Below are 13,202 nucleotides of genomic sequence, written 5' to 3' on the forward strand. Positions count from 1 at the left end.
ACGCTGTATTTATGTTACTTGTTACTATTGTTCGTATGAGCAGATTGCTCTCTTGGCATAAATCTACCCATAAAGGCCCAAAGTAACCCAAATAGAGGAGACAACCAGCAGGCAAATGCAAAAGGCGCATATAGCAACGTGCTTACACCTAATGTTGCAGCTACAAAGCTACCCCCCCCCATATTCCAAGGAATTAATGGTGACAACAATGTACCGCAGTCCTCAATAGAACGTGTTAATGTCGTCTTTTTATAACCTAGCTCTTCATATTTATCTTTTAATAGACGTGCCGGTAAAACTAATGTTGTATAAACATCACCTACCAATGCACCTACACCAATGATACTCCCGTATGTTGATAACGTTAATCCAAAACGTGTTTTAATATAACGATTTAGACGAGCCATAATCGTACGCAACGTACCGTAATATTCTAATGAACCAACAAATGCTAATGCGAAGAATGTTAAGATAGTTACCCATGTCATTGACATCGCACCACCTTTAGTTAATAACTTATCAACAACTTCAAGGCCAGTATTACTTACAGCCCCATTTTGTAATGTATTAAAAATATCGTGTAATCCAACACCTTGCATTACGAAAGCAATCACACTTGCAACTACAACACCGCCATAAATTGTTGGCATTGCAGGGTATTTTCTAAATGCCGCAAAAATAACTACTACAGCAGGCAATAAGGTGATTGGACTAATAATGTAATCCTCGGCTAATTTTTGTTTAATTAATTCAATCGTACTTAAATCTACTGTTTGGTCTGAGTATTGCATACCCAATAGTGCATAAATAATTAATGAAACTGTCATGGCTGGAATTGTTGTTGGCATCATACCTTTAATATGATCCCAAAGTTCAACACCACAGGCGGCTGGCGTAAGATTCGTTGTTTCAGATAAAGGAGACATTTTATCCCCAAAAAATGCACCGGAAACGATTGCGCCACCAGTTAAATAAGCAGGAATACCTAAGCCCATTCCAATTCCCATCAATGCCAATCCTGCAGTACCTACTGTTCCCCACGATGTTCCTGTGGCTAAAGATAAAATTGAACAAAGGATACATACTGACACTAAAAATGTACTTGGTGTAAAGAGACTAAATCCATAATACAGAATAGTTGGTACAGTACCTGCAATAATCCATCCACCAATTAACATTCCCACTCCAAGTAATACCATTACGGCTGGAATACCGATTTGGATAACTTGTAAGAAATATTCTTCCATATCTTGCCATCTTGCCCCTCTGCACTTAAGGAACAATCCTGTAATTAAAATTCCGCATGCTAGAGGAATATGAGGAGTAAAATCATCAAAATAAAAGAACTGAACCATCAAAATAATGGTTGTTAAAATTAGCGGGGCTAAATCAAGTAATACTGAATTTGAACGTGGAGTAAACTCAGGATTAGGCGTGTGCAACCCATTATTGCTTTCACTATAAGAAACTCCTTTTCTGTCTTTTCTATCATTAGTCATAGGCTTGTCTCCTCATATCAGAAGGCTAATCTTGGCTTTTTTCAATCCTTAGAAAAAAGCATTTATTGATAGATAGCCAACCTCAAAAGTTAGCTATCTAAAGTACTACGAAATAAAAAACTCACAGTTATCAAGAATTAGCCGAAATTAATGCCTTGAGCTAACGGTAATTCAGTTGAATAGTTGATTGTATTGGTTTGTCTGCGCATATAGTTCCGCCATGCATCTGAACCAGATTCACGTCCGCCACCAGTCTCTTTTTCACCGCCAAATGCGCCACCAATCTCTGCTCCACTCGTTCCGATATTGACATTCGCAATACCACAGTCACTACCACGATGACTTAAGAAAAGTTCGGCCTCACGCATATTATTAGTAAAGACACAAGAAGAAAGACCTTGAGGCACGCTATTTTGAATCTCAATAGCTTGATCAAAATCCTCATATTCCATCACGTAAAGAATCGGCGCAAAGGTTTCATGTTTCACACATTCGTGTTGATATGGCATTTCAACTACGGCTGGTTGTACATAGTAGGCATTTGGATATTTATCCGCTAATACACGTTCACCACCAGTAATCTTTCCACCCGCTGCGGCAGCTTTTTCCAATGCAGATCGCATTGCATCAAAACTTTGTTTATCAATTAATGGACCGACTAAATTACCTTCTAATGGATGACCAATTGTCACTGACGCATAAGCTTTCTTAATACGTGCTAACACATCTTCTTTAATAGAGGAATGAACAATTAAACGACGTAATGTAGTACAACGTTGTCCTGCAGTACCTACTGCAGCAAATAGAATACCTCGAATTGCAAGATCTAAATCTGCACTTGGTGCTAGAATCATGGCATTGTTACCCCCCAATTCAAGAATTGATTTACCAAATCTTGCCGCTACTTTTGGGCCAACTTCTCGTCCCATACGAGTACTTCCTGTTGCACTGATCAGTGGAACATCAGGATGTGAAACAAGTGCATCACCTACATCACGCTCACCAAGTAATAACTGTGACAAATATGGTGGTGCGTCATTGCCAAATCTTGCTAATGCTTTCTCAAAGAGTGCTTGGCAAGCAATCGCTGTTAAAGGTGTTTTTTCAGATGGTTTCCAAATAACTGGATCACCACAAATAAGGGCTAACGCTGCATTCCATGACCAAACCGCCACAGGGAAATTAAATGCAGAAATTATCCCTACTACCCCTAAAGGATGCCAAGTTTCACGCATATGGTGTCCTGGACGTTCTGATGCGATAGTTAAACCATATAATTGACGAGATAATCCTACGGCAAAGTCACAGATATCAATCATTTCCTGTACTTCGCCTAACCCTTCTTGTTTAATTTTCCCTGCTTCCCAAGAAACTAATGCCCCGAGATCTTCTTTATGTTCACGTAATACTTCACCTAAGATACGAACTAATTCTCCACGACGTGGTGCGGGTACTTGACGCCATACTTTAAATGCTTCTACTGCACGTTGTACTTTTTCTTCAACGACATCAACTGATTCGAGATTAATCGCCCCAATTGATTCACCTGTAATTGGACTTCTCACTTGATATGAGCCGCCTTGATATAGACTTTGTTCAACACCCATTGCTTGCATATATGAATTAATCATATCTTCACCCTCATTAAAAAATATCTATTATTGATGTGTTGCGTAATTGTTAAATTAGCAATAAAAAATTACTATATTCATTAACAATTTCCAAAGTAATATAATTCTTAACAACATTCCTTTTTGGAATAGAGGATAAGGATATGCTTATTCGATGATGGATGTCGTGACGATACTTATAAGAAAAAAATCAACGCACTCTTAGTACAGTACGTTGATTTTATTTATGGAGGGGATCTGTATTTAGTTACGCAGCTTTTGTAACTCAGCCAAACAATGTTCTAAACTTTCATTTTGGATATTTTGATAAATCTGATTAATCTCCAATACTTTTGTACCTAATGAGGCTTCAAAAATAGCTTGATTAGATTGACTATCATAATGACCTTGCCCACCTTCACCTAAATTGGATTGGAATATTCCTGCTGCACTAACTGGGAGGAAATCTTCATATACAATCGGCTCTAACTTCACTATACCCTCATCAAGTAATCTATCCAATGAAGCATCTTCACCAACTTGCGGCAGTTTTTGTGCTGCAATTTCTAAATTTGGTTGATAGTAAAAATAAGCCAATCCTTGATCATACAAACTACGATAATCATCAGGGAAATCGATAAAACTCTCTGCAAGATTCTGCATATATTGTTCTGCATTGGCCTCTGTTGGCGCACCACCTGTTTTTTCACGAGCAATATTCAACATACGGTCATATAATTCTCGTCCTTTCTGTGTTAACGCCACACCACGTTGTTCAATTTCACCAAAACGTGCTGTGTGTGTACCAGCCTCTTCACCATTAGCACCTTTAAATTTCACCGCTTCTTCTAATGCTTTAAAACTCGTTTGACGAAGAAAAATTGGGCATTTACGACGTGGTGGACCTTCCACTACGGCTTTAGGCGTAATGCCACGTTTACTCATCCCAATCTGTACCTCGTCAATATCTAATGTTCTTGGTGTAAGGTGATTAATATGAGGACCTTGGAAAGCAACAACATCTGCAATTAAACGATGTTGACGATGCAAATCCTCATAAAGTTCTTTACTGACTGGTGAATGATCGTGCCAACGGAATGTTTCCAACGCTTCACTCACAAACTCTTCCGCATCTTTCTGTGTTAATCCCCCTTCTTTCTCAAATTGCTCAATCAATTCAATAACACGTGGGGTAAAAATATTACGTTGATGTAAAGCAGCTTCTGCTTTCTCACGTAAGGCTGGATTATCAATTAATTCTAAGCGTAACAATGAGGTAAACACTCGGAATGGACTTACATTAAGTGAATCAGCATCTATCGCACGAAAAGCAGTAGAATGTACAGGAACTCCAGCTGGAGCAAGATCATAATAGCCTACTGGATACATCCCCATAACAGAGAAAAGACGACGCATCGTTGCTAATTCTTCTGGTAAACCTAAACGAATAGCACCATGTCGTTCTATATCCAAACGAGCTAATTCACCCGTTGCAGTAAGTTGATCTTTTACCTCTTGATCTGTTGCTAATACATGTGCATTAACATCATTCACAAGTTGAATAAGTTCACTATACAATGGCACTTCTTGTTGATACATTTTAGACATTGCACTCGAAAACAGACATCTAATATCAGCCGCTGCAATAAAATTACTCATATTTCTCTCCTTTTACTTTACTCAAATAGACTTAATAAATTATGCAGGTAATTCGTGTGGTAACGATTTTAGTGCTTGTTCAAAAATCGCTAAGCCTGCAACTAACACGTCTGGCTCAATGGTTAATGGTGGTAATAAACGAATAATATGACGATATTTACCACTTGGCATTAATAATAAACCTGCTTCACGAGCGGCATTTAATAATTGAGGCATAACACTCGTACCATAACCATACTGTGGATGTTCAAGCATAATACCGCGCATTGCACCAATTCCTGTCATTTCTCCAAGCCAAGGAGAGATATTTTCAGCTTTCCATCGTTGATAGGTGCTTACCAGAATCTCTTCATATTGTTTAGCTTGTTGCCAAATTTTATCTCCACGCATAATATCAATCACAGCCAATGCTGCGGCACAAGCAACTGGATTACCTGAATATGTCCCACCTAAAGACCCTTTCGGTAAACCATTTAATAACTCCGCACGTCCGATTAATGCTCCAAGTGGTAAACCGCCTGCAATACTTTTCGCTAATAACAGTAAATCAGGTTCAATCCCTAAGTGCATAAAGGCAAACGGCTTACCAGTACGCCCAAAGCCTGCTTGGATTTCATCTAAAATCAATACAATACCGTGTTCATCACAAAATTGGCGAAGATATTTTGCAAACTCAGGATCAAGAGGAATAAATCCCCCCTCACCTAAAACTGGCTCAACAATGACAGCACCAATATTGTCAATATCTGTTTCGATAGCAAATAATCGTTGCAACGCTTCTTTTGCGACATCTGCAGAAATACCATTATTAACACTTGGGTAAGGAATGTGATAAACACAACTAGATAATGGGCCTAACGATTTTTTATAAGGTGCAACTTTACCGTTCAAATTAACTGCTGCTAAAGTACGTCCATGGAAGCCACCATCAAATGCAATTACCCCGACTTTTCCTGTTTTCATTCGAGCGACTTTTAGTGCATTTTCTGTTGCTTCTGCCCCACAATTCGTAAACATACCTGCTAATGGTGCATTAATAGGTATAAGTTCACATAGTTTTGACATTAATTTTTGATAGTTTTCATGTCCAACAGCGTTATAGGCATAATGAATTAATTTATCGACTTGGGCATGAATTGCTGCGGTAATCTCTGGATTTCTATGACCAAAATTTAAAACGCCAATTCCACCAATAAAATCAATATATCGGTTTCCTTTGTCATCCCAAACTTCTGCATTTTTTCCATTAACTAAAGTGATTGGATGTACTGTCGTGAGTGCATCTGTAATATGATATTGTTGATTAGTCATAACGATAATCCTTTGCGTGATAGGTCATGCCATTGTAGGAATCCTCCTTATCATCACGCAAACGAATTATTGTCTTAACTGTATTCCATTTTTTCTTTGTTACTTTTTTCTATGTAATTTTCTATCCATTGAATCATAATCTTCACCTTAGGTGTGCTGGCTTTATTACAAGGATAAGCGAGATAATAATTTCCCATATTTTTCATTTCATAATCCCAAGCCTTTACTAATTTGCCTGTTAATAATTCATTTTTTACCATAATTTTAGGCACTAATGCGATGCCACATCCCAATTCTGCTGCGGTAATACAGGCATAAAAAGTTTCAAATCTTGGGCCGATAAATGAACAATTTGAATTTACTCCTTGTCGTTCAAAATAATAATACCAATCACTCGGACGTGAATTAGATTGCAATAAAACATAATTACTAATCTCGCATAAATTGGATAAAGGTTGAGGTAGAAAATCTGGACGACATACGGCAATCATCTCTTCTTCAAATAACTTTATTGCTTCCATACCAGACCAAACTCCATCTCCATGCAAGAACGCAATATCTAATACATGATCTTCAGAAAAAAATGATTGCGTTAATTCTTTAACATCAAGATGGATATTAGGATGAGCTTTACTAAACCCCCTTAAAGCCGGAATTAACCATCTCGCACAAAAAGTTGGGTGTGCAATAATTTGTAACGTTTCCGTTTCGGCACCATGCGCCATAACATCTATCGTTGATAATTCAATCTGTTTCAAAATCTTTTCAACTTCCAAATAATACTTTTTACCTACTGGAGTTAAATACAGACTTTGTGATGATCGGCGAAATAGTTGGAGTTTTAATAGCTCTTCTAATTGGGCAACTTGCTTACTGACTGCACTTTGTGTCATATGTAATTCTTGAGCAGCTTTAGTAAAACTTAAATGTCTAGCGGCAGTTTCAAAACACTGCATAGCTGTTGTTGATGGATATTTACGAAAATTGAGCATTATCATCACCTCTATCACGACCCACCTAAATTTAGTAGTTACAGTTTATTTTTGTCGATCTTAATTTACAATCGATTACTTAATAAAAGTTTTACCAAATGAATAAATATCAAATTTCCTCTACCTTTATTTTTATTCCTGCGAAGAAAACTAAATTGATACACAAAGATTCTTAACCATTTGACACTTACTGTCGATTTTTTGCTATTATAACCGCCCTTTAAAACCAGTCTTGAGCTAAACATTTTCAACAAACATAGGAAATTTTATGGCATCAACATTTAGTACATTTCTTGAAAATGAGACGGCAACACTTGCTTTTGGACAAAAGTTAAGCACATACCTTATAAAACAAACAGAAAACTTCGTCATTTATTTAAATGGCCAACTTGGTGCGGGTAAAACAACACTGACACGAGCAATTATTCAAAATATGGGATATCAAGGTAATGTGAAAAGCCCGACTTATGCACTGGTTGAAGAGTATCATTTAACCAATAAAAGCATTTATCACTTTGATCTATATCGATTAAGTGATCCAGAAGAGTTAGAATTTTTTGGTTTTCGTGATTATTTTCGCTCAAATACATTATGCCTATTAGAGTGGGCAGAAAAAGGAGGAGATTTAGTCCCTGCGGCAGATTTATTGATTACACTTAATTATCAAGGCAATGCCCGTGAAATCAAGTTGCAGGCCAATTCTATTGCTGCAGAGCAAATTATTTGCGCTTTAATTGCAGATCAAGCAAAATAGTTACCAATTGACTATTTTTCGAAATCATTTCAAATAACCTATTGATATAAAATAAAAAGATGAGAAGAATTACCACATTTAGTTATTGGTTAATCGCCATTTTATGTTTTACGTTTAGCTTATCCAGTTTTGCTGGTACGTTAAAATCAATCAATATTCGTAATACAGACAAAGAAACTAGAGTAGATTTCCGTTTTAGTTTACCAAGTAAATACAGCTATTTTTATTTAGAAAAACCTAATAGATTAATCATTGATTTTGTAAATAGCCAAAGTAGTTCAGGTTTATTACCTAAAACAAATAATAGTAACTTACAAAAAATAGAACAAAATAAATCTAACCGACCTAATAACCTACGTATTGTTTTTTATTTAAAACAAACTGTTCGCGCGGTCTTTATTAATAATAAAAATGGGGTATCAGTCAAAATTCCTAACCCTCAAGGTAGTATAGAGAAAAAAGCATCAACCAAAGTACAACAAACTAAACAAGTAATACAACAAGATGAGAGTAATGAAACGGTTTTACCTGTTGTAAAAAAAACACCTACACGCACAGCACCTTATGTTGTCGCTATTGATCCTGGTCATGGAGGAAAAGATCCTGGGGCTATTGGTAAAATTTTAAAAGTTAAAGAGAAAAATATTACCTTGTCCATTGCAAAAGAGTTAAAAGCATTACTAGATCGAGATCCAAACTTTAAAGCTGTACTTACTCGTTCTGGTGATTACTTTATTTCGGTACCAAATCGTTCCGATATTGCTCGGAAATATAAAGCGAATTTTTTAATCTCCATTCATGCAGATTCAGCACCAAGTACTTCGCCAAAAGGTGCTTCTGTTTGGGTATTATCAAATCGCCGTGCGAATAATGAGATGGGTAAATGGTTAGAAGATCACGAGAAACAATCTGAACTTCTTGGTGGGGCAGGAAATGTACTATCGACTCATAATGAAAAATATCTTGATCAAACTGTACTAGACTTACAATTCGGACATTCTCAACGGGTTGGTTATGAACTTGGTGATAATATTTTACGTCGTTTTGGCAGAATTGCTCAATTAAGTAGAAAAGATCCTCAACATGCAAGTTTAGGTGTATTACGTGCACCAGATATTCCATCTGTTTTAGTCGAAACTGGTTTTGTTAGTAATAAAGTAGAAGAACAGAAATTAAATACTCTCACTTATCGCCGCCAAATTGCACAGGCTATCTATAATGGTTTGGTGGATTACCGTAAGAATAACTTAGTCAATATTGTACCAATACCTAAATCAACAGCACAGAAAAAGCATGATGCGGCAATGCCTGAACTACACCAAGTAGGCAAAGATGAAACCTTGTACCAAATTTCGCGTACTTACAATATTTCGATTAACCAACTATTAAAACTTAATCCAAAATTGAATCCAGATCATTTATTGGTTGGACAAAAAATACGTCTCAAAGAGAAATAATTATGCCAATTCAAATTCTACCACCATTACTGGCTAACCAAATTGCTGCTGGAGAGGTTGTCGAGCGACCTGCATCAGTTGTTAAAGAATTAATCGAAAATAGCTTAGATGCAGGAGCAAATAAAATTCAAATTGATATTGAGCAAAGTGGTAGTAGCTTAATTCGTATTCGTGATAATGGTATTGGTATTCCAAAAGAGGAACTAAAACTCTCTTTAATGCGGCATGCAACCAGCAAAATTGCAACATTAGACGATCTAGAAAACATCCTTAGTCTTGGTTTTCGTGGCGAAGCATTGGCGAGTATCAGTTCCGTTTCTCGTCTAACGCTAACTTCTCGTACCGCAGAACAAACGGAAGCATGGCAGGTATATGCACAAGGACAAGAGATGGAAGCCACTATTATTCCTGCCTCTCATCCAGTTGGTACTACTGTGGAAGTGGCTAATTTATTTTTTAACACCCCAGCACGACGTAAATTTTTACGCAGTGATAAAACAGAATTTGCACATATTGATGAAGTGATCAAACGTATTGCATTAGCAAAACCAACCACCTACTTTACTTTAACGCATAACGGAAAATTAATTCACCAATATAAGCCAGCATTAGATACTAATGCACAGCTAAAACGTTTAGCTGCGATTTGTGGAAATGAATTTACCGAACACGCATTACGTCTTGATTGGCAATATGATGATATGCACTTGCATGGTTGGATTGCAGCACCTCAATTTTATCGTACACAAAATGATTTTAACTTTAGTTACGTTAATGGCCGAATGATGAAAGATAAAGTAATGCTGCACGCTTTACGTCAGGCCTATGCACCTTATTTATCAACGGATCAATATCCTGCATTTGTTTTATTTTTAGATATTAATCCAACTGCTGTCGATGTAAATGTCCATCCTACAAAACATGAAGTCCGTTTTCATCAATCTCGTCTTGTACATGATTTCATTCTACAAGGGGTAACAAACGCACTGGCACAAACAGACCAATTATTTACAAATAATTGTCATCAAGAACAAATTGAGCAAAATACAACGGAACAAATTGCTGAGCCAGAAGCACAATACCAGCGTCAGCCTTTACAGCAAACTTTCAATGCTATGCCACAAAATCGTACTGCTGCTGGTAAAAATATTTTTAACTATTCCGCAGAACATCATTCACCAAAAACAAATAAACAAACTTATCAACAATATAATCATTTTGTGCAGTCTGCTCATCAAGCAACATCAGAGCAAGCAAATAATACACAACCAAGTAATTTATCGAATGATGGTTCACATTCCACTTCATCCATCACTTATCAACCTACTGTCGAACATCAATTAAAAGTTTTATCCTTATTACCACAAGGTTTATTATGTTTGCAGCAACAAGACAAACTCTATTTATTGGCGACTAAAAAACTACAAAAGATTGCCTATTGTCAACAATTACAAGATCCAAATAAATCTTGCCAAGCACTACTGATCCCCGTTAGTTTTCAGTTGGATAAACAACAATTAGCTAATTATGAACAATATAAAAATTATTTTTCATTGGCAGGTTTTACTATTCAACAATATGCAGAACGGATTACTATTACCCATATTGCAACATTATTACGTCATCAAAATCTGCAATTATTAACAATTAAATTGCTCAATACGGTTATCACTAATAGCATAGATTTTATCCAAATAATTTGTGATGAAATTATTGTTGAGCCTATTACTGTCCTCGCTGATGCTATTAATTTGTTACAAGATATTGAACAAAGAACAACAAAAAATACTATTTTAGAGGCTTGCCTCGAAATAGACTTAACCCCTTACTTAACAGAACAGTGATGATTATGACTAAAAAACCATTAGCCATTTTTCTAATGGGGCCAACAGCTTCTGGTAAAACTGGACTGGCAATCCAACTTAGTAAACAACTCCCGTGTGAAATCATTAGTGTTGATTCCGCATTAATTTATCGAGGAATGGATATTGGTACCGCAAAACCTACGCCTGAAGAATTAGCTGAAACGCCTCATCGATTAATTGATATTAAAGATCCAGCAGAAAGTTATTCGGCTGCAGATTTTCGTTTAGATGCCTTAAATGCAATGCAAGAAATTAGTGCACAAGGCAAAATTCCACTTTTAGTCGGTGGAACGATGCTATATTACAAAGCTCTGTTAGAAGGATTATCTCCTTTACCTCAAGCAGATCCAAAAATTAGAACCGAAATCGAAATCAAAGCTCAACAATTAGGCTGGCAAGCATTACATCAGGAATTGGCACAAATTGATCCAAAGTCAGCAGCTCGTATTCATCCTAATGATCCCCAAAGAATCAACCGAGCATTGGAAGTCTATTATCTAACAGGAAAATCATTATCTGAATTAACTGAACAAAAAGGAGAACCTCTCCCTTATCAACTATTACAATTTGCCATTGCCCCCCAAGAGCGAGCTATCTTACATCAACGTATTGAAGAACGTTTCTTACTAATGCTCAAACAAGGTTTTCAACAAGAAGTTGAAAAATTATATCAGCGAAATGATCTACATTTAGATCTGCCATCTATTCGCTGTGTTGGCTATCGACAAATGTGGGAATTTCTACAACATAAATATGATTATGACGAAATGATTTATCGTAGCATTTGTGCTACAAGACAATTAGCCAAACGGCAGATTACCTGGTTGAGAGGCTGGAAATCACCGATTACTTGGTTAGACAGCTTAAATATTGAACAAGCTAAACTAACAATTCTTGAAAAAATAACCGAAACTAAAGCTTAATTAAGAATCTTTTCATTTCAGGGATGACATAACAAAATATTATTGCTATATTGTTGTCACTCGGGCTTTCAAGCGAGCTAGCTTCTTAGTTTAATTAGTGGCACAACATCCAAAACTAAGATTTTTTTTGCATAGTTATTAGCATTTTAACCAAAAAGGAAAAGAAAATGGCAAAAGGACAATCATTACAAGATCCTTATTTAAATGCACTTCGTCGTGAACGTATTCCTGTTTCAATCTACCTAGTAAATGGTATTAAATTACAAGGACAAATTGAGTCTTTTGATCAATTTGTAATTCTTCTTAAAAATACAGTCAGTCAAATGGTGTATAAACACGCAATTTCTACAGTAGTTCCAGCAAGAGCAATTACTCATCATAATCATCAATCTAATGGATCTGCTACACAGGAAGAAGAAGTTACTAACATCGTTTCTGAAGAAGAATAAATTACTTATTCTTTATCACTCTGGTTAAATGATTTCCTTTCTACATTAGGGAGGAAATCTAATTTTAATATGCCTATTTATTCATAAGCATATATGATAAAAGTAGCTTACTATTTATATTACATTTAATAAGGCATTATCTTTTTGTTTTTGTATATCACTCATTGGTATTCCCCTTACACTCAGTTAGAAATTATATAAATAAGATAAATCTCTTAATTTATATAAATTGATATAGCTTGTAGGTCCGTTACAGTGAATACGTTTTGAACCTGGCCCCATTAAAGTCCAATATTTCCCCATAACATCCTCAGAACTTAAAATCGCTTTTTGTAACTCTAGATCATAGTAAATCCAATAGTCTGTTATAAATATATTAAAAAAATTTCGCTCACGACTATATCTTGCAATTTTAGTATCTGGATTTATTAGATCCAATTCATATAACTGATTGTTTATTTGCATAACCTGTGGAGCTATTTGTTTTTCAAGTTCGGTTAGATGGTATTCATCTTTAAACAAAGTATAATATTGTTTCTCATCTTTAATTGGTCTTAACTTCTCAATCCCTCGTTGTTTTTGCCATTCTTCTACTGGCATAAGTACCTTTACTGTATCGCCAGCGATGGCACAACGGATTGGCGTAGTGATTTCGGCGATAATTCGATCGTAATTAATAAGCA

At 36.1% G+C, this 13,202-nt stretch carries 10 protein-coding genes and 2 pseudogenes; 6 read left to right on the top strand and 6 right to left on the bottom strand.

Annotated elements, in window-relative coordinates; all coding sequences use genetic code 11:
• Window positions 1–14: 14 nt before the first annotated feature.
• From nhaC to ACFFHT_RS01710, 5 genes are all read right to left on the bottom strand, one after another.
• The gene (gene nhaC / locus ACFFHT_RS01690) at window positions 15–1,499 is read right to left on the bottom strand and encodes a Na+/H+ antiporter NhaC (RefSeq protein ID WP_382372860.1); all 1,485 of its coding nucleotides are present in this window, start codon (window positions 1,497–1,499) and stop codon (window positions 15–17) included.
• A gap of 137 nt (window positions 1,500–1,636) precedes the next feature.
• The gene (amaB, locus tag ACFFHT_RS01695) at window positions 1,637–3,130 is read right to left on the bottom strand and encodes an L-piperidine-6-carboxylate dehydrogenase (RefSeq protein ID WP_382372862.1); all 1,494 of its coding nucleotides are present in this window, start codon (window positions 3,128–3,130) and stop codon (window positions 1,637–1,639) included.
• A gap of 243 nt (window positions 3,131–3,373) precedes the next feature.
• Window positions 3,374–4,768, bottom strand: coding sequence for a 2-oxoadipate dioxygenase/decarboxylase HglS (gene hglS / locus ACFFHT_RS01700; protein ID WP_382372864.1), 1,395 nt, complete (start codon window positions 4,766–4,768; stop codon window positions 3,374–3,376).
• 39 nt (window positions 4,769–4,807) lie between these two features.
• Window positions 4,808–6,079: a 2-aminoadipate transaminase gene (locus ACFFHT_RS01705; protein WP_382372866.1), complete on the bottom strand. Its 1,272-nt coding sequence runs from the start codon at window positions 6,077–6,079 to the stop codon at window positions 4,808–4,810.
• Between the two features lie 74 nt (window positions 6,080–6,153).
• The gene (locus ACFFHT_RS01710; protein ID WP_382372868.1) at window positions 6,154–7,071 is read right to left on the bottom strand and encodes a LysR substrate-binding domain-containing protein; all 918 of its coding nucleotides are present in this window, start codon (window positions 7,069–7,071) and stop codon (window positions 6,154–6,156) included.
• A gap of 268 nt (window positions 7,072–7,339) precedes the next feature.
• Here ACFFHT_RS01710 and tsaE point away from each other — a divergent pair, with 268 nt between their 5' ends.
• From tsaE to hfq, 6 genes and pseudogenes are all read left to right on the top strand, one after another.
• On the top strand, window positions 7,340–7,825 hold the full coding sequence (gene tsaE, locus ACFFHT_RS01715; protein WP_382372870.1) for a tRNA (adenosine(37)-N6)-threonylcarbamoyltransferase complex ATPase subunit type 1 TsaE: 486 nt from the start codon (window positions 7,340–7,342) through the stop codon (window positions 7,823–7,825).
• Between the two features lie 59 nt (window positions 7,826–7,884).
• Window positions 7,885–8,232, top strand: a pseudogene (locus ACFFHT_RS01720) (AMIN domain-containing protein); the annotation flags it as partial.
• 168 nt (window positions 8,233–8,400) lie between these two features.
• Window positions 8,401–9,276: pseudogene (locus ACFFHT_RS01725) on the top strand (N-acetylmuramoyl-L-alanine amidase family protein); the annotation flags it as partial.
• 8 nt (window positions 9,277–9,284) lie between these two features.
• On the top strand, window positions 9,285–11,126 hold the full coding sequence (gene mutL, locus ACFFHT_RS01730) for a DNA mismatch repair endonuclease MutL (protein ID WP_382372872.1): 1,842 nt from the start codon (window positions 9,285–9,287) through the stop codon (window positions 11,124–11,126).
• Between the two features lie 5 nt (window positions 11,127–11,131).
• Complete coding sequence (gene miaA, locus ACFFHT_RS01735; protein ID WP_382372874.1) at window positions 11,132–12,070, top strand: tRNA (adenosine(37)-N6)-dimethylallyltransferase MiaA; 939 nt, start codon at window positions 11,132–11,134, stop codon at window positions 12,068–12,070.
• A gap of 167 nt (window positions 12,071–12,237) precedes the next feature.
• The gene (gene hfq / locus ACFFHT_RS01740) at window positions 12,238–12,519 is read left to right on the top strand and encodes an RNA chaperone Hfq (protein WP_382372876.1); all 282 of its coding nucleotides are present in this window, start codon (window positions 12,238–12,240) and stop codon (window positions 12,517–12,519) included.
• A 186-nt stretch (window positions 12,520–12,705) separates the two neighbouring features.
• Here hfq and ACFFHT_RS01745 read toward each other — a convergent pair.
• Window positions 12,706–13,202: hypothetical protein (locus ACFFHT_RS01745; RefSeq protein ID WP_382372878.1), on the bottom strand; the 497-nt coding region annotated here is incomplete at its 5' end.

The organism is Gallibacterium melopsittaci, from assembly GCF_042433085.1.
In the GTDB taxonomy this organism is placed as follows: Bacteria; Pseudomonadota; Gammaproteobacteria; order Enterobacterales; family Pasteurellaceae; genus Gallibacterium; species Gallibacterium melopsittaci.